Below are 22,914 nucleotides of genomic sequence, written 5' to 3'. Positions count from 1 at the left end.
TATAATGGTGAGTAGAGCATTCGAACATGATGTTTTTGCTGTAGTGGATCTTGAAACTACTGGCACTCAAATTAAACAACACGATCGAATTATTCAATTTGGGTGTGCGATTATTAAAGATAGAAAAATAACAAAAACATATTCTTTTTTAATAAATCCTGAAAAGACCATTCCCCGAGCTGTAGAAAATTTAACTGGTATTAGTAACCAAGAAGCATCTAAAGCACAGACATTTTCTTTTTATGCAAAAAAAATTCAAGAAATATTGGAAAATACAATCTTTGTAGCTCACAATATTAACTTTGACTTACCTTTTCTAAATTATGAACTAATAAACGCAGGCTTATCACCATTTGCTGGAAAAGCTATTGATACAGTTGAATTAGCACAAATTGCTTTTCCAACAATACCATCCTATAAGTTGCAAGATATAACTAATACTTTACATATTAAACATGCTAATCCACATAGAGCTGATTCTGATGCACTAGTAACAGCCAAAATGCTATTAAAGATAATTGATAAAATAGAAATGTTGCCCACTGCAACTTTGAATTCATTGACTTCTATGTCAAGAGGATTATTGAGAAACACATATTATATATTTTCACAAGTTAGTACTTATGCTCGTCAAGAAAAGCGACCATTAAATAATGACCTTATCCAAATAAAAAATATCGTAATTAAAAAACAAGATAAGATTTTAGGAAAAGAAAAAGTTAAAAATATAGCATTTCCTAAAAGTGATCTTGAAAAAAGAAAACTATTTAAACATTTCATCAAATTTAGGAGAGGTCAAGTTTCTCTAATTAATCGAATACATGAATTCGTTATCAATGATAGTGAAAATAACTTGATAGTAGAAGCTCCTAGTGGTAGTGGAAAAACTTTTGCGTATTTAATGGCCTTTGCATATAATCTATATTCAAGTCGAAAGTTAGTAATTGCTGTTCCAACTAAAATCTTACAAAGACAACTGATTTCGCAAGAAATTAAGCAACTACTAAAGATCACAAATTTAGATTTGAACGCTGAAGAAGTGAAGTCTAGTAGACACTATTTAGATTTAGATGGTTTTTTCAATTCTATTTATCAAACAAGTAGTGATAGACAGACATTAATATTACAAATGTCAATATTAGTTTGGCTAACTAGCACTGAAACTGGTGATTTAGATGAATTACAATTAACTAATTATGATGCTCAAATATTTAAGCAAATTACACACCCTGGGGATGCAAGAGTAGGTACCACTTTTTCTGATTACGATTTTTGGAATCTGGTACGTTCTAAACAAGAACAAGCTGATATTTTAGTGACTAATCATGCATATTTGGCCAATAATTACAGTGATTCAATCTGGGGACAAAATCCTTTTTTGGTAATTGATGAAGCACACAGATTTATTGATAATTTTAACAATTCTCGTAGCAATAGCCTCCAATTCGAATCTTTTTGGGGTGCATGTACCCATCTGCAAAATATTTTATTTTATGATAAAAATTGTATTGATAATCGTTTTAGCAATGATTCACGATATAACATTTATTTAGAAAATCTTAAATATGCAATTGTTGATTTAATCCATCAAATCAATCAAATACAGACCGAATTATTTGCTAGGATAGCTTACAGCCAATCTAGAGTAGATAAAGGTAATAATCGGGTAGATGTGATATTTAATGGTAGTGAGTTATTTTCAGATGTAGCAACATTTAAACAGTTATTTAATTTATTGCAAAACAAAATAGAAGTGGTTAGAAAAAATACTAATGAAATATTATTTTTGTTATATGAACAAGAAAATAATATTGTAAATACTGATGAAGCAAATATTTTAGAATTACAAGAATCAATTGACCGCTTTGACTATTATTCTGAACAAATATATATATTACTTGATCAATTAAATACGAAACTATCTTTGGAAGAAGAAGGCTATGTTTTACAAATTAGCAATATAAATGATCCATTAACTACTAATATCAACTGGTTAATGGTTAATTCAGTATCTGAAATCAGCTTATTGTATTCTTATTTTACAAAGAAGCTATTTATATCTGCTACGATGTCTCAAAATAATAATTTTGATTACATTAAACAAGACCTATTTTTAGCAAATGATACTAATTCTTATTTAGCAAAGAATACTTTTGATTTTAGCAAGAGGTTAAATATTATCGGATTAAAAGATTCGCAAGTAGCTAGTGATCCAAATTCAGCGGAATTTACTGATTTTATCGCTAAATTTATTACGCACTCAGTTCAAAAAATGGATCATATCCTTGTATTATTTACTAATTTAGATACAATCAAAGAAGTATTTTTGCAAATCCAAACAGCCAATGAACTTAAAGATTTTGAAATTTTAGCACAAGGATTAACAGGATCTAATGAAAGACTAGCCAAACGATTTTCTATTGCCAAACGTTCCATTCTTTTGGGTGCTAATAGTTTTTGGGAAGGGATAGATTTCAAAAATTGTAATATCAATCTAGTGGTTGTTACTAAATTGCCTTTCGAATCTCCTGATCAGGCCGATATAAAATTACGTGAGCAAAAATTAAGAAATATCATGACACCTTCTCAGATTTTCGAAAATAGTACTTTACCACGAGCTATTATCAGATTTAAACAGGGGTGTGGCAGATTAATCAGAAATGAGTATGACAAAGGCACTTTAGTTATATTGGATCAACGTTTATGGTTAAAAAATTATGGAATAAAATTTGTAGAAAACGTACCAGTTACTGTAGAATACAAGACATTTAAAGATTTACAGAAGGCTTTGAGCAAAGATAAATGATAAATAAAATCGATATTAAATTTAAAATTAAAAAAGCAATTATTATATGCATCAGTACATTGTTATTAATTAGTTTAATAACATGCTTATTCTTTTTTATTAGTGGACATTCTAAGCGAAAAGCTGCCCAAAATGCTATTAAAATAGCATTAAATAAAACACCGATTACTAAAATAGATGAAGTTTATCATTTAAGTAGAGATATTACTAGCGATAGCGTATCGGGTAGAGATAAACATAATCATCGCTATTATTTTGTATATATTCCATCGAAAAAGAAAGCATATTATTATTCAGCAAAAGAGGGGATGAATAAAGCAAAAATATCTTCATTATTTGAGTATTTACATCCTAATCAAAATACATATAAAATAAACTTTGGCTGGTATAAGGACTTACCAGTTTGGGAAATATCATATAAAAAAAATAATGGTAATTATGGCTATGCAATATATAGCTTTAAGACTGGTAAGGAAATTTTTTTCGTTGATAATATATAAACGATATTTTTCTTAACTTTAATTAATATTTTAAGTATAATAGTTATAGTATATTCAAAAAGGTTGGTTAATGATGACAAAATTAATTTCGATTAAAGATGCGCCAAAATATGTAGATCAAGAGGTCAAGATGCATGTTTGGCTTACAGATAAAAGATCAAGTGGTAAGATAATGTTCTTACAATTTAGAGATGGTACAGCATTTTTTCAAGCAGTATTGTTAAAGAAAAATGTTTCAGAAGAATTATTTGAACAAGCTAAAAACTTACGTCAAGAAGCAAGTTTATATGTAACAGGGACAATCAATAAAGATGAGCGATCACATTTTGGTTATGAATTGCAAATTTCAGATTTTCAAGTTGTAACCAATAATGATGGTTATCCAATAGGCAATAAGGAACACGGTATTGATTTCTTATTAGACCATAGACATCTATGGTTAAGATCTAAGAGACCTTTTGCTATTATGAAAATTAGAAATGTTGCATTCAAGGCAATTGTAGATTACTTTGAAGATAATGGTTTCATTAAGTTTGATGCACCTATTTTAATGCATTCAGCTCCTGAAGGAACTACCGAATTATTCCACATCGAATATTTCAATTCAGATGCTTATTTATCACAATCTGGTCAATTATATGGCGAAGTTGGTGCACATGCATTTGGTAAAATTTTTACATTTGGTCCTACATTCAGAGCAGAAGAATCTAAAACACGTAGACATTTAACAGAATTTTGGATGATGGAACCAGAAATGGCTTGGATGCATCAGGATGAATCTTTGGAAATTCAAGAAGGTTTGTTAAAATTTGTTACTAAGAGAATTTTAGATAATTGTGAATATGAATTAAGTATTTTAGGTAGAGATCCTGAGAAATTACGTCCAACTACTGAAGGTAATTTTGCAAGATTGTCATATGATGAAGCTGTAAAAATGTTACAAGATGCTGGTCGTGACTTTAAATGGGGCGATGATTTCGGAGCACCTGATGAAGCATTTATTTCCGAACAATATGATCGTCCTGTCTTTATCTTAAATTATCCTACAGCTATTAAGCCATTTTATATGAAGAAAAATCCTGAAAATCCTTTAGAATACTTATGTGCTGATGTTTTAGCACCAGAAGGATATGGAGAAATTATTGGTGGTAGTGAACGTGAAGAAGATTACGATACTTTAAAAGCTCAGATTGAAGAAGCTGGCTTAGATCTTAAGGATTATGAATGGTACTTAGATTTACGTAAATATGGATCTGTGCCACATTCTGGATTTGGTATTGGTTTTGAAAGATTCTTAGGTTGGATTTGTAAGTTAGATCACATTCGTGAAGCTATACCATTCCCTCGTTTGATTAATCGATTAGAACCTTAATAGTAATATTAATTAAAAGTTGAACTCACATGAGTTCAACTTTTTTAAGGAGAAAATAAATTGGTCTCATTTGCAAAATATCAAAAATTAGGCTTTACTACGGTATCAAATGCCTTACTACTTTATTATCATAAGCTTAATATTAATGAAGTAGAATTAGCTTTATTATTACACTTGGAATCTTTTAATCAAAAAAATAATCGCTTTCCCAGTGATGAAATGATAGCTAATAGAATGAATTTTAATGCTATTCAAGTATCACAATTAATTCAGCAATTAATAGATAAAAAATTAATAGAGTTAAAGCAACAAAGAGATGAAAATAAACGTATTACTAATTATTACGATTTATCTATGTTGTATGAAAAATTAGATACAATAGTTGATAAAGCAACATATGATCAAACTATAGATTCTGTACAATTAGATTACCAAACAACTGATAGTCCACTACAAAATATTATCAGACAGTTTGAAATTGAATTTGGAAGGTTACTTAGTCCAATAGAAAAACAGCAAATATCATCTTGGCTAGTTATTGATCATTATAAGCCTGAAATTATCAATTTAGCTTTAAGAGAATCAGTTTTATCACAGGTTTATAATTTTAAATACATTGATCGTATTTTATTAAATTGGCAACGCCATAATTTAACGGATATTAAGCAGGTAAAGGCTTTTTTAACTAGATATTAAGATAGAAAAGAGCTAACTTAAAAAAATGACTTCAAATAATCTAGTAAGCATTACAGAAGCTAGGCAAATTTTATATAAAATTATTAGTTTGTTCCCTGATGCCAAAGGAGAACTAAAATGGAGTACACCTTTTCAATTACTTTGTGCAGTTTTAATGAGTGCTCAAACGACAGATAAAATGGTTAATAAAGTTACACCGATTTTATTTAAAAAATTTCCAAATTCTAAGTCATTAGCAGCTGCTAATATTTCTGATATCGAGGCTTGTATCAAAAATATAGGTCTATATCGCACAAAAGCAAAGCATCTTAAAGCTACAGCTACCTTAATTGAAAATAAATATCAGGGGATAGTTCCAAAAAATAAAAAAGCACTATTAACTCTGCCAGGTGTAGGTATTAAAACTGCTAATGTAGTACTAGCAGAAGCTTTTGGTGTACCATCTATCGCTGTCGATACACATGTTATGCGAATAGCTAAACAGTTTAAGATTGTTCCGAAGAGTGCAGAGCCATCTCAAATAGAAACAATACTTGAAAATATAATGCCACAAAAAGATTGGATAAAACTACACCATGCTATGATTGCTTTTGGAAGATATAAAATGCCTGCTAAATATCGAAATGAAAATCCATATGACTTTTTAAAGTAAAAAAGATCCTACTTGTTTTATATACAAGTAGGATTTTTACATGCAATTATTTTAATGATTTACTGATGAACTAGTAGAAGTAGAGTCGGAATGATTATCAGTAGTAGTACTGCTACTATCTGTTGCATTAGAATTATTATTGTCACTATTACTGCTACTATTTTTACCTTTATCACCATCACCTTGATTGTTATCTGTCTGATTATCATCATCTTTAACGTCATTATCTTTATCTGCATCTTCATCAGCAGTATTAACTTTGTCATCAGAATCATCTATATTATCAACATCATCATCATCATCATTATCATCTGGTGCTGGAGCATGACCCTTCACAAATAATTGCCAAGTATAATTTTTGCTATGCTTAGGTGCAACTTTGCGTTCTGTTCCATTAACAATCCGACATCTAACCACAGTAGATGGTTTTTTCCAATTGCTATTAGCTTTATTTTTCATAAGGTAGGTCATCATTTTTTTATAAAATAGTTGAGCTGAATTTTCACCAATGCCTGAAATAGTTCCATCTTTCAAATTATCATAACCTGTCCAAATTCCTATAGAATAAGCCTTAGTATATCCAATAAACCATGAGTCCTTAGGAGTATGTGCATAAGATGGGAATTTAACTAAATCTTCATCGGAATATTTAACAGTTCCCGTTTTACCAGCTTCATAAATATTATCACACTTAGCCATTGTACCTGAGCCCCGAGTCAATACACCTTTTAACATATCAGTAATCATATAGGCAGTTGATTCTTTCATGACTTTTGTACTTGAGCTATCATAATTTCTCGTGATACCATCAGGAGTTTCTATTTTTGATACAAACTGAGGCTTGTAATAACGACCATTATTAGCAAAAGCTGCATACGCACTAGCCATCTGTAAGGTTGATGCGTTAGCACCAATACCTACAGAAAGACCAGAATCGGAAGGAATATTGATGCCCATTTTTCTAACAAAAAGTGATGCACGGGCTAAACCAACTTTTTTGAGTGTTTTAACAGCCGGAACATTACGTGATTGCTCTAATGCACGACGAATACTCATTTTTCCTTGATATACATTATCCCAATCATATAACTGTATTTTTGTACCTGGATATATATATTTACTATCATTAATAATATGTGATGTTGACCATTTCAAATATTCAATAGCTGGAGCATAGTCCAAGACTGGCTTTATAGTTGATCCTGTTGATCTAGCAGTTTGTACAGCTCGATTTAGTCCTAATTGAACTGCAGGTAATTTTCTACCACCCAAAATAGCAACTACATGACCATTATTTGGATCGATTATTGTAGCACCAATTTGCATTTTATCATTGGTAAAAGGTACCTCTCCATTATTAGCAAGATCATACAATTTCTGTTGAATATGTTGATTGATATTAATAGTAATTTTTAAATTATCATTGTAAGGATTAAATCCTTTTTCCTTAACCTCATTGATTACTTCTTTGATGTATGGATCATCAACTTTACGCAAATTAGAGTTAACTTTATCTTTTTTCGAAAGCAAGCCATCAGTAATTGGTACTTTTACTGCAGCATTATATTGAGCAGAACTAATCTTTTTATTTTTTAGCATGGAATATAAGACAATATCACGACGATATTTTGCTTTTTTCGGATAAACATATGGATCATAGCTAATAGGAGCATTAGGCATACCAGCAATTAATGCCGTTTGAGCTAAATTCAAGTCTTTTAATGGTTTGCCATAATAAAAGTCTGCAGCCGTACCCATGCCATAATTTCCATAGTTCATATAGACTTTGTTAATATAAAATTCTAATATTTGCTTTTTTGAAAATTCTCGCTCAACTTTCATAGAGAGCCAAGCTTCTTGTGCTTTACGCTTCAAAGTTCTTTGCGACATTGCAGTAGAAAAAACACTTAACTTAACTAATTGTTGAGTAATAGTAGAACCACCAGCTGCAACACCTTTAGCTCTAGCATTAACTAAGACTGAACCAACTATTCTAACTGGGTCAAGACCAAAACCTTCACTATAAAATCTTTTATCTTCTACAGAAATAACAGCATCTTTAAGTTTTTGGGGTATATGTTTATCATCCACATATATTCTTTTTTCTGATCCGAGAGATAATAGAAATTTACCATCAGTCGTATATAAACTGGAAGTACCACCACTTTGCAGCTGTGCTTTAGAGATACTTGGAGCATCCTTTGCATAATAAGCAAAAAGTCCAACTCCTGATACAATGATTACTACTACAAATAATAAAATTAGTTTTAAAACTAACCAACCAAGATGTTTCTCCTTTTTATTTTTATGATATTTACTTGATCTAGTATTGCGTTCTGACGAATTTTTATTTTCAGACATAAAATCAAATCCTATCTATAATAAATTTATCTACACCATCCAAATAAGAAAGGGTAGGATTATATCCACTTTTTATTTCATATGAATTATTTATAATATCTATCAAACTAAGTGACTTCTTACTATTACTGTACCACATTCTAATAAGGTAGCTAGCAGGAGTAATAAAATATCGATTTAAAGTGACAAAACGGATGATCGCAAAACAGATACCTTTTTGTTCTAAACACTTTTGTAAATGAATTATTTGATGTTCATGAAAATTTTTTAACGGAAAAGATTTTCTATTTTTTGTTTCCTTAGCTTCAAAATCTAAATAATAACCACGATATACACCATTATAATCTGTCGTAGATGCTTGTCTAAAATACGCTTCCTTGATAACTGCACGAGATCTTCTGGGATAATCAACCTTAACAATTTGGATAGGGGTTGGTTTTTTATGAATCACAGCAATATTATGATTTAAATAATATTCATTTGATTCATTAATTTGCTGTTCCAAAGTCATTCCACGATCAGAAAAAATAATCTTATTTTGATGTGATATACTATGTTCAATTGATGAAAAAATACCTCGAGGATAATTTACCATATTTATTTAACCTCCTTGTGCACATTATACCAATAATTGTCAAAAAAATATATTATAGAAAGAAAGCTAAAAATGCACTGTATATGGATTTCTGGATATCGAAGTTATGAATTAAATGTTTTTAATAATAATGATCCCAAAATAAAAGTAATCAAAATTGCAATTAAAAACTATTTACAACAGAAATTGGAAGATTGCTGTTTAGATTGGGTAATAGCTGGACCTAATCTGGGTGTAGAACAGTGGTCGCTGGAGGTTGCTAATGATTTGCGTAATTTTTATTCTGATCTACACACTGCTTTAATTTTTCCATATACTAATTTTGGAAATAATTGGACTCCATCTAAGCAAGAACATTTATCAAATTTGCGTTCGAATGTAGACTTCTATACAGAACTATCATCGCAAAATTACCAAAATCCTAAACAATTTATCCAGTTTCAAGAATTTATGTTAAAACATACTGAAGGTGCATTATTAATTTATGATTTAGAACATAAAGGTAAAACTTCCTATGATTATCAAGCAATTCAATTTTATCAGACACAAAAAAATTATTTTTTAGATATCATTGATTTTTATGATTTACAAGATATTGCATCTGAATCTTAGTAAGATTTTAAATACTTTATATTTATTTGTAGCAATTATTTTGATAGTATATACAAGTAAAGAGAGGAAATTTTTATGACTAGCAAGCAAAATATACAATTATCAGCAGAAGACATTTTAAAAAAAGAATTTAGTACAAAATTAAAAGGGTATGATCAAGAAGAAGTTAATTCATACTTAGATATTATTATTTCCGATTATGAGCATTTTAACCAAATAATTGACGATCAACAAAAACAAATATCAGAATTACAAGAAGAAATTAAGAATTCTGAATTAAGAGACCGCCAAAATCCTTACGAAAACTTAATCAAGACTGAAACGACTAATGTATCGATGATTCAGCGAATTTCAACTTTAGAGAGAAAAGTCTATGCCCTCGAACAACGTCTTAATATGAATAATCAAACATATTAGCTTTAAAATTTTTTATAAAGTATGTTATAATAGGACACGCAAGTTTTGAGCAATCGCGATTAACTGATGTTAGTTGAGGAAAGTCCACGCCCGCACAAACTGAGATGTTTGTAGTGATTGTACTCAGCCCAATAAGCTGGGGGATTTGTTTAAATTACGGCGGAAAAAATGCTAAATTCTCTATGAACATGCATTAGTATCCTGAAAGTGCCACAGTGACGAAGCATTAGAGGAAACTCAAATGGTGGAACGAGGTAAACCCTGCAAGCGGGCAACCCAAATTTGGTAGGGGCGTTTCGTCTAAGAAAATGAACTAAAGACGAAATCATTAATATGAAGATAGATGATTGCTAATTGTTAAAAATACCATTTTAACATGAACAGAACGTGGCTTATAGAAACTTGTTGGTAGAGTTGAGCACAATTGGGCTCAACTTTTTTATTTGATGATTAGTGAGTAAAATTTAAGTTATGAAAAATTATGATTTATATGCAACAATGGGCACTGGTTTTGAAGCCGTAGTTGCCAAAGAATTACAAAATTTAGGTTATAATACTACTACCGAAAATGGACGGGTGTTTTTTAAAGGCAATATAGGGGATATTATCAAGACCAATATTAATTTAAGAACAGCAGATAGAATTAAAATTTTGCTAAAAGAATTCAAGGCCTTGGATTTTGAAACCTTATATGACCAAATATTCAATTACGATTGGGCTCAATTGCTTCCTGTAGATGCCAAATTTCCTGTTTCTGGACGCAGTGTCAAAAGTAAACTACATTCAGAACCCGACATTCAGTCTATTGTCAAAAAAGCTATAGTTGACAAGATGACACAACAGTATCATCGACGTGGTTTTTTGCCAGAGACTGGTAATTTATATCATTTGGATATTTATATAAATAAAGATATAGCTAGAATAAGTTTGGATACAACAGGAGAAAGTTTGTTCAAAAGAGGCTATCGCGTAGAACATGGTGGTGCTCCTTTAAAAGAAAATTTTGCAGCAGGGTTACTAAAATTGACCCCTTACAATGGAACGCATCCACTAATTGATCCATTTACTGGTTCTGGTACATTGGCTATTGAAGCTGCATTGATTGCACGCAACATTGCTCCTGGATTATGGCGTAATTTTGCCTTTAATAATTTCGATTGGGTAGACAATAATTTATACAAACAAGAAATAGAAAATGCGAAATCAAAGATAAGCAAAAATCACGCACCAATTATTGCTAGTGACATAGATCAATCTATTTTAGAAATTGCTAAAGTTAATGCAAATAATGCTGGAGTATTAGACGATATTCGCTTCAAACAAGTTGCAATTAAAGATTTTGCTACAGATTTAACTAATGGAATAATAATTGCTAATCCTCCTTATGGTCAAAGACTAAAAGATAAAACTTCTGCTAGAAAAATATATCAAGAGATGGGCAATGTATTAGGTAATTTATCAAGTTTCAATCAGTACTACTTGACTTCTGATGTTGAATTTGAAAAATATTTTGGTAAAGTAGCTAACAAAAAAAGAAAACTATTCAACGGAAATATTAGAACTGACTTTTATCAATATTGGCACACTAAAAAATGATAAGCAAAAATGATCTAAGCTTATAAATAGCTTTTATCATTTTTTTTGTTATAATCTAATATAGTTATTTTAATTGATAAGGATAATGATCTATGAAAAAACATTTTATTTTTTTGGGAACTAATGGATTAATATACTATTCATGGTTATTTATTATCTTGTTTATGTCGATCATATTTCAACAAGAAACCAGTAAAAATATTAGTTTAGCTTGTATTGTTTTAGGGTCAATTTTTATAATTTCTCTAATCTATACATTGCTTTTTTCATACATTGAATGTAAGAATCAGACTTATTTTTTGAAATTACCATATCTTAAAAAAAAGCGGGTGTTTAAACCAGAATTTATAAATCGGTATTTAGGTTTATCATTCTATAAAGTAAATGTTGCAAATAGTAATTATTTTATAGTGATTGTTGAAAAAAGGAGTAATGCTTAATGTATTCAGATATTGAAATTTCACAAAAAAACAAACCAATTAAAATTACAGATATTGCACATAAGTTAGGATTATCTGGTAATGATTTAGATTTATATGGAAATTATAAAGCTAAAATTCATTGGGATGCTATAAAAAAAGCTAAGCATAATTCCAAATTAGGTAAACTTATCCTCGTAACATCTATTTCTCCTACACCAGCAGGAGAAGGGAAGACAACGATTTCGATCGGATTAGGTGATGCGATAAATAATCAATTACATAAAAAGACTATCATTGCTCTTAGGGAACCATCATTAGGCCCAGTTTTTGGATTAAAAGGTGGAGCTACTGGTGGAGGATATGCACAAGTGGTTCCAATGGAAGATATTAATCTTCATTTTACTGGTGACATGCATGCACTAACATGTGCAATAGATACTCTAGCTGCATTAGTTGATAATTATATATATCAAAATAATGAATGTAATCTTGATCCTAATAGCATCCTACTAAAACGGGGAATAGATGTTAATGATAGAACTTTGCGTAAAATTATAATCGGCCAAGGTTCCAAGTTTAATGGTATCGAACGACCTGCAAGTTTTGCTATCACTGTAGCTAATGAGTTAATGGCTATTTTATGTTTATCAAAAGATATTAACGATTTGAAATACAGAATTGGTAACATCTTAGTCGGCTTTTCAACAACAAATAAACCAATATATGTACATGATCTAGGATTTGAAGGATCAATTGCGGCTTTATTAGGTGATGCTTTAAAACCTAATTTGGTACAAACTCTTGAAAAAACTCCTACCCTTATACATGGTGGACCATTTGCTAATATTGCACATGGAGCAAATTCTATAATTGCAACTAATTTGGCACTACACTTAAGTGATTACGTTTTAACTGAAGCAGGGTTTGGAGCTGATTTAGGTGGACAAAAATTTATGGATTTTGTTTCGGATCATCTAGAAAAAACTCCAGATGCAGTAGTCATTGTAGCAACTGTGCGTGCTTTAAAATATCAGCATGAAAAATCTACAACCAACTTGGCTAATGAAAATATAGAAAGTTTGACAGCAGGATTTGTTAATTTAAAGCGTCACATGCATAATATGAAGCGATATAATATTCCTGTCATTGTTTTAATAAATAAATTTGATACTGACACTGATGCCGAATTAAGAACTTTACAAGAATTAATTAGAGCAGAAGGATTTGAAAGTGAAATTGTTAATTACCATGATTTAGGCTCAAAAGGTGGAATAGTAGCTGCACAAAAAGTAATTGATCTAGCAGATAATAATACCAAAGAAATTATTAAAACTTATGATCCAACAGACAATATTAAAGCAAAAATTGAAAAAATAGCTAAAAATATTTATCATGCAACAAATGTTGTCTATTCAGAAAAAGCTGAAAAGCATCTAGAAAATATCAAAAAATTAGGAAAAGATGATCTCCCACCTATAATGGCTAAAACACAAATATCATTTACAGATGATAAAAAGCAATTGGGAGCACCCGATAATTTTACACTACATGTCAAAAATCTTTCATTAAAAAATGGAGCAGGATTTATTGTAGTATATACTGGAAATATTGTTGATATGCCAGGTTTACCTAAGAAACCAGCAGCCTTAAATATCGACATCGACAATGATGGAAAGATCTCAGGATTATTTTAAATGAAAAAATACCATATTATTGATAATTGTAAATATCTTATTATTAGCATATTAATAATTGTTTGCGATCAAATTTTAAAAAGATATATAATTGATAATTTCAAATTAGGACAAAGTCGAGAAATCATTCCTGGTTTATTATCATTTACTTATTTAAGAAATACTGGTGCAGCATGGAATTTGTTAGCAGGTAAAATGAATTTATTTTACCTAATCAGTATTTTGGCGTTAATAGTAGTAATATATTATTTATTCAGTTTGAAATACTCGCACCGAATTTTTAAATTTGGTCTCGCCATGGTATTAGGTGGCATAGTGGGTAATTTTATTGATAGATTAATATTCAAATATGTTATTGATATGTTTGACTTAGATTTTATCAATTTCAATATTTTTAATTTGGCAGATTGTGCTATTACTTTTGGAGTTATTTTTATTTTTTATTATTTTGTCTTTTTAGTAGAAAAGGAAAATTAATTAGTAGATGAATGATAATATATCATACAATTTAGTTGTCAAGTCTGAAGAAAGTGGGGTTAGACTTGATAAATATATTGCAACACATATTTCCACTATCAGTCGAACACGTGTGCAAGAATTAATTAAGCAAAAACTTATTACGACAAATGGTTTACAGACCAAATTGTCTTATAAAGTTAACACTAACGATAAAATAAATATTGAAATTCCTTCTCCGCAACCTTTATCATTAGATCCAGAAAATTTAAATTTGGATATTATCTATGAAGATGACGATGTTATTGTAGTAAATAAACCGCAAGGAATGGTAGTTCATCCATCTGCAGGTCATCCAGACCACACATTAGTTAATGGCTTGATATATCACACGAAAAATTTAGCTGAGTGTGACGAAATATTCAGACCGGGTATTGTACATAGAATTGATAAAGATACATCAGGTTTGCTGATGATTGCAAAAAATGCAACTGCTAGGATATCATTAGAAAAACAATTAGCTAATAAAATAAATAAAAGGGAATACATAGCCATAGTACATGCTAATTTTAAACATAGTAGTGGGGTAATTGATGCCCCGATTGGTAGGAATCCATATCAAAGACAACAAATGGCAGTAGTAGCATCTGGAAAGAAGGCTATTACGCATTTTACTGTATTGGAGCAATTTCCTGGTTATAGTTTAGTTAAATGCATTTTGGAAACGGGCAGAACTCATCAAATTCGCGTTCATATGTCATATATTGGTCATCCCATTGCAGGTGATCCTCTTTATGGTCCAAAGAAAACATTAAATGGAAATGGTCAATTTTTACATGCAAAAACTCTAGGTTTCTATCATCCAAAAACCAATCAATGGTTGGAATTTTCTATCTCAGAACCTCAAATTTTTGCAAAACAGTTATATTTATTGAGAAAAAAGTTAACAAATAACTTGGTATAAAAAAATGGCAAGATATTTAATTTTAGAAGATGGTACAGCATATAAAGGAACAGGTTTTGGATCATTAACAATATCTACAGGTGAGTTAGCTATCCAAACTGCTAATTTCGGTTATCAAGAGGCAATATCTGATCCTGCAAATTTTGGAAAAATACTAGCTTTCACTACTCCTATGATCGGTGGCAGTGGAATTAATGCGATTGATTACGAATCTATTGTTCCAAGTATTAAAGGCATCGTTGTTAATGACCTAGCTCCTCAAAGTTATTTTGAAGGAATTGATACTTATCAATCATTAGATAATTTCCTAAGTGAGAAAAAAATACCTGGTATTTATGGCATCGATGTAAGATCATTAGTCCATAAAATAAAAGAGCATAAAACGATTAAAGCATCTATTATGGATACTGATGATAACCATGCATTTGATCAAATTAAAGCTTTAGTATTACCTAAAAATAAAACTGCTCAAATTTCAACCAGCAATGCTTATGCAGCACCAAATGTTGGAAAAACTGTAGCAGTTATTGATTTAGGTATCAAGCATTCTTTGTTGCGTGCTTTGTCACTGAGAAAAATAAATTGTGTTGTATTACCATATAATGCATCTATTAATGATATTAATAATATCAGACCTGACGGAATTATTATTTCTAATGGCCCTGGTAAAGTTGAAGAATTAATTAACTACATTAATCCTATTTTCGATTACTTTTATAAGAAATTACCAATTCTAACAATAGGATTGGGCTATTTGCTGTTGAGTAATTATTTGGGCTTGGAATTATTTTATATCTTTCCACCTTATAATGGATCTAATTTCCCAGTTATTGATCAAAATACTCATAAAATCTGGCAAACATCCATTAATTTAAATAGTTTAGTTATGCCAGTTGATACCAAACTTTCTTTTTCCAATATATATTATGATTTAAACTCCGATTTAATCGCAGGATATTCTTTATTACAAGATAAAGCTATCGGTGTAGCATTTAATCCTGAAGGATCTCCTGGAACCTTTGACGCAAAAAAAATTTTTGATGATTTTACAATGATGATGGAGTAGAATGACATGCCTTTATCTAGAGAAATAAATAAGATTTTAATTTTAGGTGCAGGAGCAAATATAGTCAACAAAGTTTCCGATTTTGATATTTTGTGTCATCAAGCAATTCAAGCATTATGTGAAGATAATGTACAAATTATTTTGATTAATCCTAACCCCGCCACAATTCAAACGGATACTTGCAAAAATATACATGTGTTCTTAGAACCGCTTACTACAGATTTCGTTAAAAGAATTATCCGCATGGAAAAGCCGGATGCAATTTTAACAGCATTCGGCGGAACACCAGCTATCGAATTAGTAAAAAAACTACAAAAAGATGGCATCATTCAAGATATGAATATTAAGCTTTTAACTATTAATGATCTCTGCTTAAAGATAAAAGATGCTCAATTTCTGTATGATTTTTTATCAGAAAACCAAATTCCAGTTGCAGATCAATGGCTATTACATAGCGTTTCTGATTTAAGTAATGTTTTAAAAAATGCTCAGTATCCACTTCTAATAACGAAATCAGTAAAGTATCGAACAGATAAAGTTTGTTCTGTTAATAATTTTGGAATGGTTAAAGACTACTTTCAGCAAGAAGCTGAATCAACTAGGTTTAACCTAAAAAATTATAGAATTAATGAAGACCTATCTTCATGGGAAGAATTGATTTTTGATGTAATAAGAGATAACACTGGAAATTGTTGCTTTATTAATTCTATGAGTAGTCTTGAGCCAGTAAGCGTGAACTCTCATGATTCTATTTTAATTGCACCAATTTTAACTCACAATAATAATCAGATACAGGAGCTAAGACATTGTTGCAATAAAATAGCTAATCTCTTAAATATCAATGGCATATTAACTATTCATTTTGCAGTCAAAAAAGAGGGAGATAGCTTTGTTTATAAAGTGCTAAGTGTCAAACCTCGATTAACACACACTAGCTTAATTTCATATAGAATTAATATTTATAGTGTAGGCTATGTAATTGCAAAAATTGCTATTGGATATAACTTAAATGAAATAATTGATCCACAATCCGGATTAAATAGTGCTATTGAACCTATTAATGATGCATTCGCAATTAAAATGCCTTATTGGTCATTCACTGAGTTGAGTAGCAATTATTATGAACTAGGAAACAAATCTACATCAAGTGGATTAGCACTAGGCATCGGTAGAAATTTTGAAACTGCACTCATGAAGGCTATTCAATCTACTACCAACATAATGCAAAATAAGAGAATTTATTTTAATACTTTAAATAATGCCTCCGATGATGAGATTATTAATAAATTACAACATGTTGATAACCATCATTTATTAATGTTGATTGTAGCTATTTCTAAAGGAATATCCTTATCAGATATTCAATTACACACCGGTATTAATTGTATTTTTCTACAAAAAATTGCACATATAGTTAATGTTGGTAAAAAGTTCAAACAAAATCCTGAACAAGTCAATAATTTAATAGCAGCTAAAAAATGCGGATTCTCAAATAAATTACTATCGATGATAGCTAATATAGATGAAAATCTTATCGATGAACTGTTAGATAAGCATAATATTAAACCATCTTATATTGGAATAGATGGTACAGCTGGATTACATGCACCTAAAATTAACGCTTATTATTCTGGATATGATGTAGAAAATGAGATTATACCTTTATCCAAACAAGACAAATGTCTGATTATCGGCTTAAAATCATTTCAAATATCACAAACAGGTGAATTTGATTATATGATTTATCATGTCGCCCAAACATTGAAGAAACATAAGATGCAAACAGTGATTATTTCCAATAATCCAGAAAGCATAAGTAATTCTTATGATCTATGCGACAGGGTATATTTTGAACCAATTACCTTAGAAAATATTTTATATATTTGCAAAAAAGAAAATATTAAATATTTAATTACTCAATTTTCTGGCAAACAAATTAATCAGTATAGACAGCGATTATTAGCACACGGCCTAAAACTGCTAGGACAAGACAATTTAAGTGACGTTTTACAACAAGATAGGAAACAACAAATAGTTAATGCTAACGTTAACCCAGTACCAGCACTGATTACAACTAATCGTAATGAAGTTTTATCATTTATCGAAACATACAAATTTCCGGTATTAATAGGTGGCTTTAAAAATGATAAAAAGCAAAAATCCGCTGTAGTATTTGATAAACCAGCATTAAATCGTTATATAGACGAAAATGATTTAGATAAAATTTCAATCTCGCAATTTATTGAGGGGAACAAATACGAAATTACTACCATATCTGACGGAAAAAATGTCACTATCCCAGGTATTATTGAGCACTTTGAACAAACTGGCTCTCATGCATCTGATTCAATAGCTGTATTCAGACCTCAAAATTTGACCAGTAATAAGCAACGATTGATTCGTGACGCTGTAGTTAATATTGCTCAACAAATACATCTAAGAGGTCCTATTAATTTACACATTCTACTAGCTAATGAACAAATATATGTTTTACAAATTAAAACGTATGCTGGTCATAACGTCGCATTCCTTAGCAAATCATTACAACAAGATATTTCTGCAATTTCTACTGAAGTCTTGCTAGGTAAAAATTTAGATGAACTAGGATTAGCTAATGATGTTTGGCCTTCCAACAATTTAATTTATATCAAAATGCCTGTATTTTCTTATCTGAGTTATAATAGCGTTAATACATTTGATTCAAAAATGAAAACATCAGGATCTGTAATGGGGCGTGCTAATCGCTTACCATTTGCACTATATAAAGGATATGAAGCAAGTAATTTAACGATTCCAAGTTATGGCACTGTGTTCATATCTGTTAAGGATTCCGATAAGAAATCTGCTATTTCTGTAGCTGCACGCTTTCATAAATTAGGTTTTCAATTATTAGCGACTGAAGGTACTGCAAATATACTAGCAGAAGAAGGTATAACCACTAGTATTGTTGAAAAGCTGCAAACTGGTAATAATAGTTTATTAGAAAAAATTGCTCAACATAAAATTAATTTGGTTATTAATGTCACAAATTTATCGGACTCTGCAAGTCATGATGCCATAATGATCAAAGATCAAGCATTAAATACCCATATCCCAGTATTTTCAAGTATACAATCAGCTGAAAATATTTTAAATGTTTTAGAAACAATGGCAATGTGTACACAACCATTATAAAAGGCACATAACCATAGAAACGAAAAGTATTTCTATAGTTAAATGCCTTTTTTCTTTATTAAAATTTTTAATTATCTCGTTTACAAAGTATATCCTCTTTAATAGGAGTAACCGATATAGATTTTTGGCCAGTATAAATAACAAATCCTGGTTTAGCTCCCTTAGGTTTTTTTATTTTTTTAACGGTAATATAATCAACTACAACATTAGCAGAATACCTTGCCTTAGAAAAATATGCAGCAATTTCAGCGGCCTCTTTAATGTCTGCCATCGTAGGTTCAATATCTTGTAAAATTACATGCGATCCTGGTATGTTTTTAACATGTAACCATAAAAATCTTTTATCTGCCTTTTTGAGAGTTAACCAATCATTTTGATAATTATTTTTGCCGACCCATACTTTCTTGCCACTAGTTAATGTGAAACAAGCAATATTATCTGCTGTAATTTTCTTCTTTCTTAAGTTATTATTTTTATTATGCTGTCTAATATATCCTTGATTAATTAATTCTTCGCGAATCAAAGCAATATCCTGTGGCTCTGCATTATTAATGGCTGTTTGTATGGTATCAAAATAAGCTAAATTATCTTGCGTTAATTTAATCTGTTCTTTAATAAACTTTATGGAATTACGTAATTTTTGATATTTTACAAAATATTTTTGAGCATTTTTAGCAGGGGACAAAGCTGGATCTAATTTAATATTAATTGGTTTATTTTCATCATAATAATTTGGTAATGAGATGGTTGTTATTCCAGGCTTAACGCTAGATAAATACACATTTAAAATTTCACCTTTAATTCTAAATTCAGTTGAATTTTCGGCAGAATCTAGCTGCTTCTGCAATTTAATCAATTTTCTAGATAATTTCTTATTCTCATTATTAACGACATTTTCAACTGCTTTGGCTTTTTGGCGAACCCATTCTTTATTTGCCATATCTTGATAAAAATCATCTAGTGCCTTATTGATATCTTCGCTTTGCAATACAACATATAAATTCAAATAACGGGGACGATAGCAAAAAAATTTATTTTGATGATTTACTGTTTGTAATACATAACCTTGTGGCTTATCAAAATTACTCATAAATAGTTTTAAAGCATCGAAAGAAAAATCATTATTGAAATAACCTAATAACTCTTTCTTATCATCACTGTCTAAACCGTTAAATTTATTAACCATATCTAAAGGGGTAGTATATTTTGCCAATAATCTGCCAAATTCACTTTGTGTAATTGTTGATCCATCAATACCAGTAATAAGGGGAGGTAATTGATAATCTGCATGTGGCAAAAGTAGTCTAACACGGTTATCTTCAGGATTAATTCTTTTTAATAAATCAATTATTTTATTTGTCGCTTTGTTATACAAAATAACGTTACTATGTCTTCCCATTAATTCCACTGATAACACAAAATTAGTTTCATCACCAAATTCATTACGATTGGAAAAATATAAATTAATAATTCGTTCCATTCCAACTTGTTTTATTTCATTTAAAATAGCACCTTCAAGATATTTTCTTAATACCATAACAAAAGTTGAAGCAGTATCTGGATTAATAATATTTTTAGTGGTGATATGCATTCTAGGATGTTGGGCATTAATGGAAATTAAGAGTTTATAATTGATACCTTGATTTCTAAAAATAAGAATCAAATCATTGTCAAAGGGCTGATAAATTTTGCTTAATCTTGCCTTTTTTAAATTTGTAGTTAATGTTTTTAATAAGCTATGAATAAATAATCCGTCAAAAGGCATAAGTTATATCTCCTTTAAATTAAAAAAGCTTTTATACAAATTAGGAACATAAATAAGCATATCACATTAATTTTTATTAGTATAATATAAAATGATATTTAAGCTCTTGCAAATTAGTTTTTGTGGTATAATTTTTACATATATAAAAATCTATGCACATAGAAAAATAAGATCAATAAAGGAGTTCCTTGTAGTGAAAATTGCAATAGTTACTGATAGTACTAGTGATATAACGGTGCAAGAAGCAAGTGATAACAACATATCAATTCTACCTATTCCAGTTATAATCGATAATCATACATATTTAGATAATATAGATATATCTACCAAGCAATTATTTGATATGCAAAGAAATGGCTCGGGATTTCCTCAAACATCTCAACCTGTTTTAGGAGATACTATGGCATTGTTTGATAAATTACATAATAGTGGATATGATGCGATAATTGTAATTACTTTAGCTTCTACTATTTCTGGTTTTTTTCAAACAGTTAACACTATTTCAAGTGAGCATCCAGAATATAATATTATCCCATATGATTCAGGTATAACTGTCAGATTAATGGGATACTTAGCTCTAACTGCTGCACGGTTAGCAAAAAAGGGAAGCACTCCAAAAGAAATTATAGATCATCTAGATGCTCTTTCATCAACTATTGATGAAATATTTGTAGTAGATGACCTCAAAAATTTAGTGCGTGGTGGTAGATTAAGCAATGCCAGTGCATTTGTAGGATCTATGCTACAAATTAAGCCCTTACTAACATTTGATGATCAATCACATAAAATAGTAAGTTTCGATAAAGTTAGATCCATGAAACGAGCTCTAAAGAAAACTATCTCGCTAGCAGAAGATAAAATTAATCTGGTAAACGAGAATCAAGATTTAAGAATAATGATTTATCATTCTAATGATATCCAAGGTGCTGAGTCTTTGTTTGAATACTTTAAAGAAGCTTATCCTCAAAATAATATTGAAATCCAAGAATTTGATCCAGTTATTGCTACTCATTTAGGTGAAAAAGCTCTAGGAGTTACTTGGATAAAAGATATTGATAAAATGTAATGTAAATAAAAAAATGCAATATTTTCCAATGTTGCATTTTTTATTTTAATATAACTTTACATAATATATATTATACGAAGTAATACTTTTAATTCTATTCTTCTACTATGTTGATGATTTTTATATCTTCAAGAGGCTTATCATTAGCACGATCTCGCGGAGCCTTAGCAATTTGATCAACAACATCCATCCCTTTGATTACTTGACCAAAAACTGTATGACGATGATCTAGCCACGGAGTTCCGCCATTTTTATATGCATTAATAATTTCATTAGGATATCCAGCGGATTCCATATCCTTTAAATAACGTTTAGGCATTGTCTTATTTTGAACAATAAAGAATTGACTGCCATTAGTGTTAGGACCAGAATTAGCCATCGATAATGCACCTCGGATATTAAAAAGAACATCTGAGAATTCATCTTCAAATGAATGACCCCATATACTGGTTCCACCAGTTCCATTTCCTTTGGGATCACCACCTTGAATCATAAAGTCTGATATAACACGATGAAAAATTGTATTATTATAATAGTCTTTTTTGGCTAATTGTAAAAAATTTTCAACAGTCATAGGGGCTTCTTTTTCAAATAACTTAATTGTAATATCACCATAGCTAGTTGTAATACGAACAACAGGACCTACTTCTTGTTCTGGTGCAATTTGTGGAAATACGTTTTCTTTTGACATAAATATAAA

At 30.0% G+C, this 22,914-nt stretch carries 19 protein-coding genes and 1 other RNA gene; 16 read left to right on the top strand and 4 right to left on the bottom strand.

Annotated elements, in window-relative coordinates:
• Positions 1-4: 4 nt before the first annotated feature.
• The 5 genes from G6Z82_RS03320 to nth all read left to right on the top strand — a co-directional run bounded on the left by G6Z82_RS03320 (position 5) and on the right by nth (position 6,026).
• A complete protein-coding gene (locus G6Z82_RS03320) occupies positions 5-2,806 on the top strand; it encodes a helicase C-terminal domain-containing protein (RefSeq protein ID WP_164785793.1) in 2,802 nt (933 codons plus the stop codon).
• Complete coding sequence (locus tag G6Z82_RS03315; RefSeq protein WP_006729941.1) at positions 2,803-3,306, top strand: DUF5590 domain-containing protein; 504 nt, start codon at positions 2,803-2,805, stop codon at positions 3,304-3,306. The genes G6Z82_RS03320 and G6Z82_RS03315 overlap by 4 nt, the downstream gene beginning before the upstream one ends.
• A 73-nt stretch (positions 3,307-3,379) precedes the next feature.
• Entirely contained in the window at positions 3,380-4,678 is a 1,299-nt protein-coding gene (gene asnS / locus G6Z82_RS03310) for an asparagine--tRNA ligase (protein ID WP_009310280.1), read from the top strand.
• A 60-nt stretch (positions 4,679-4,738) separates the two neighbouring features.
• Positions 4,739-5,374 carry a DnaD domain protein gene (locus tag G6Z82_RS03305; protein WP_006729943.1) on the top strand — a complete coding sequence of 212 codons (636 nt, stop codon included), beginning with the start codon at positions 4,739-4,741 and terminating at the stop codon, positions 5,372-5,374.
• 25 nt (positions 5,375-5,399) lie between these two features.
• Entirely contained in the window at positions 5,400-6,026 is a 627-nt protein-coding gene (gene nth, locus G6Z82_RS03300) for an endonuclease III (RefSeq protein ID WP_006735097.1), read from the top strand.
• Between the two features lie 51 nt (positions 6,027-6,077).
• Here nth and G6Z82_RS03295 read toward each other — a convergent pair whose 3' ends face one another.
• A complete protein-coding gene (locus G6Z82_RS03295) occupies positions 6,078-8,387 on the bottom strand; it encodes a PBP1A family penicillin-binding protein (RefSeq protein ID WP_006737585.1) in 2,310 nt (769 codons plus the stop codon).
• Positions 8,388-8,391: 4 nt separating this feature from the next.
• Positions 8,392-8,982, bottom strand: a complete 591-nt coding sequence (gene recU / locus G6Z82_RS03290) for a Holliday junction resolvase RecU (protein ID WP_006729946.1) — start codon at positions 8,980-8,982, stop codon at positions 8,392-8,394.
• Between the two features lie 72 nt (positions 8,983-9,054).
• Here recU and G6Z82_RS03285 point away from each other — a divergent pair, with 72 nt between their 5' ends.
• From G6Z82_RS03285 to G6Z82_RS03240, 10 genes are all read left to right on the top strand, one after another.
• Positions 9,055-9,594, top strand: coding sequence for an SLOG family protein (locus G6Z82_RS03285; RefSeq protein WP_164785792.1), 540 nt, complete (start codon positions 9,055-9,057; stop codon positions 9,592-9,594).
• A 75-nt stretch (positions 9,595-9,669) separates the two neighbouring features.
• The gene (locus G6Z82_RS03280; protein WP_006729948.1) at positions 9,670-10,011 is read left to right on the top strand and encodes a DivIVA domain-containing protein; all 342 of its coding nucleotides are present in this window, start codon (positions 9,670-9,672) and stop codon (positions 10,009-10,011) included.
• Between the two features lie 41 nt (positions 10,012-10,052).
• Positions 10,053-10,411: RNase P RNA component class B (gene rnpB / locus G6Z82_RS03275), an RNA gene on the top strand.
• Positions 10,412-10,482: 71 nt separating this feature from the next.
• Positions 10,483-11,607, top strand: coding sequence for a THUMP domain-containing class I SAM-dependent RNA methyltransferase (locus G6Z82_RS03270; protein WP_006729949.1), 1,125 nt, complete (start codon positions 10,483-10,485; stop codon positions 11,605-11,607).
• Positions 11,608-11,699: 92 nt separating this feature from the next.
• Complete coding sequence (locus G6Z82_RS03265; protein WP_006729950.1) at positions 11,700-12,047, top strand: hypothetical protein; 348 nt, start codon at positions 11,700-11,702, stop codon at positions 12,045-12,047.
• Entirely contained in the window at positions 12,047-13,723 is a 1,677-nt protein-coding gene (locus tag G6Z82_RS03260; protein WP_006729951.1) for a formate--tetrahydrofolate ligase, read from the top strand. The genes G6Z82_RS03265 and G6Z82_RS03260 overlap by 1 nt, the downstream gene beginning before the upstream one ends.
• Entirely contained in the window at positions 13,724-14,200 is a 477-nt protein-coding gene (lspA, locus tag G6Z82_RS03255) for a signal peptidase II (RefSeq protein WP_006729952.1), read from the top strand. It begins immediately after the preceding gene.
• Positions 14,201-14,207: 7 nt separating this feature from the next.
• Positions 14,208-15,143, top strand: a complete 936-nt coding sequence (locus G6Z82_RS03250) for an RluA family pseudouridine synthase (protein WP_006729953.1) — start codon at positions 14,208-14,210, stop codon at positions 15,141-15,143.
• A gap of 4 nt (positions 15,144-15,147) precedes the next feature.
• Positions 15,148-16,209 (top strand): carbamoyl phosphate synthase small subunit, encoded by a 1,062-nt coding sequence (locus G6Z82_RS03245; protein WP_164785791.1) that lies wholly within the window; start codon positions 15,148-15,150, stop codon positions 16,207-16,209.
• Between the two features lie 6 nt (positions 16,210-16,215).
• Positions 16,216-19,383, top strand: coding sequence for a carbamoyl phosphate synthase large subunit (locus G6Z82_RS03240; protein ID WP_164785790.1), 3,168 nt, complete (start codon positions 16,216-16,218; stop codon positions 19,381-19,383).
• A 67-nt stretch (positions 19,384-19,450) separates the two neighbouring features.
• Here G6Z82_RS03240 and G6Z82_RS03235 read toward each other — a convergent pair whose 3' ends face one another.
• Entirely contained in the window at positions 19,451-21,148 is a 1,698-nt protein-coding gene (locus tag G6Z82_RS03235) for an Rqc2 family fibronectin-binding protein (RefSeq protein WP_164785789.1), read from the bottom strand.
• A gap of 193 nt (positions 21,149-21,341) precedes the next feature.
• Between G6Z82_RS03235 and G6Z82_RS03230 the strand changes: the two genes are divergently transcribed.
• Positions 21,342-22,214 (top strand): DegV family protein, encoded by an 873-nt coding sequence (locus G6Z82_RS03230; protein ID WP_102878110.1) that lies wholly within the window; start codon positions 21,342-21,344, stop codon positions 22,212-22,214.
• Positions 22,215-22,308: 94 nt separating this feature from the next.
• On the opposite strand, the gene G6Z82_RS03225 is transcribed toward G6Z82_RS03230, so the two are convergent.
• Positions 22,309-22,905: a peptidylprolyl isomerase gene (locus tag G6Z82_RS03225; protein WP_006730740.1), complete on the bottom strand. Its 597-nt coding sequence runs from the start codon at positions 22,903-22,905 to the stop codon at positions 22,309-22,311.
• Positions 22,906-22,914: the final 9 nt, after the last annotated feature.

The sequence above is a fragment of the Lactobacillus iners genome (assembly GCF_011058775.1).
In the GTDB taxonomy this organism is placed as follows: domain Bacteria; phylum Bacillota; class Bacilli; order Lactobacillales; family Lactobacillaceae; genus Lactobacillus; species Lactobacillus iners.
This window is presented reverse-complemented; position numbering and strand designations above follow the sequence as displayed.

Excerpts from the sequence above, each read along its gene's own strand:
- G6Z82_RS03240 (WP_164785790.1), top strand. The coding sequence starts at position 16,216 with ATGCCTTTATCTAGAGAAATAAATAAGATTTTAATTTTAGGTGCAGGA.
- asnS (WP_009310280.1), top strand. The coding sequence starts at position 3,380 with ATGACAAAATTAATTTCGATTAAAGATGCGCCAAAATATGTAGATCAA.
- G6Z82_RS03320 (WP_164785793.1), top strand. The coding sequence starts at position 5 with ATGGTGAGTAGAGCATTCGAACATGATGTTTTTGCTGTAGTGGATCTT.
- recU (WP_006729946.1), bottom strand. The coding sequence starts at position 8,982 with ATGGTAAATTATCCTCGAGGTATTTTTTCATCAATTGAACATAGTATA.
- G6Z82_RS03315 (WP_006729941.1), top strand. The coding sequence starts at position 2,803 with ATGATAAATAAAATCGATATTAAATTTAAAATTAAAAAAGCAATTATT.
- G6Z82_RS03245 (WP_164785791.1), top strand. The coding sequence starts at position 15,148 with ATGGCAAGATATTTAATTTTAGAAGATGGTACAGCATATAAAGGAACA.
- lspA (WP_006729952.1), top strand. The coding sequence starts at position 13,724 with ATGAAAAAATACCATATTATTGATAATTGTAAATATCTTATTATTAGC.
- G6Z82_RS03285 (WP_164785792.1), top strand. The coding sequence starts at position 9,055 with ATGCACTGTATATGGATTTCTGGATATCGAAGTTATGAATTAAATGTT.
- G6Z82_RS03295 (WP_006737585.1), bottom strand. The coding sequence starts at position 8,387 with ATGTCTGAAAATAAAAATTCGTCAGAACGCAATACTAGATCAAGTAAA.
- nth (WP_006735097.1), top strand. The coding sequence starts at position 5,400 with ATGACTTCAAATAATCTAGTAAGCATTACAGAAGCTAGGCAAATTTTA.
- G6Z82_RS03250 (WP_006729953.1), top strand. The coding sequence starts at position 14,208 with ATGAATGATAATATATCATACAATTTAGTTGTCAAGTCTGAAGAAAGT.
- G6Z82_RS03280 (WP_006729948.1), top strand. The coding sequence starts at position 9,670 with ATGACTAGCAAGCAAAATATACAATTATCAGCAGAAGACATTTTAAAA.
- G6Z82_RS03235 (WP_164785789.1), bottom strand. The coding sequence starts at position 21,148 with ATGCCTTTTGACGGATTATTTATTCATAGCTTATTAAAAACATTAACT.
- G6Z82_RS03225 (WP_006730740.1), bottom strand. The coding sequence starts at position 22,905 with ATGTCAAAAGAAAACGTATTTCCACAAATTGCACCAGAACAAGAAGTA.
- G6Z82_RS03265 (WP_006729950.1), top strand. The coding sequence starts at position 11,700 with ATGAAAAAACATTTTATTTTTTTGGGAACTAATGGATTAATATACTAT.
- G6Z82_RS03270 (WP_006729949.1), top strand. The coding sequence starts at position 10,483 with ATGAAAAATTATGATTTATATGCAACAATGGGCACTGGTTTTGAAGCC.
- G6Z82_RS03260 (WP_006729951.1), top strand. The coding sequence starts at position 12,047 with ATGTATTCAGATATTGAAATTTCACAAAAAAACAAACCAATTAAAATT.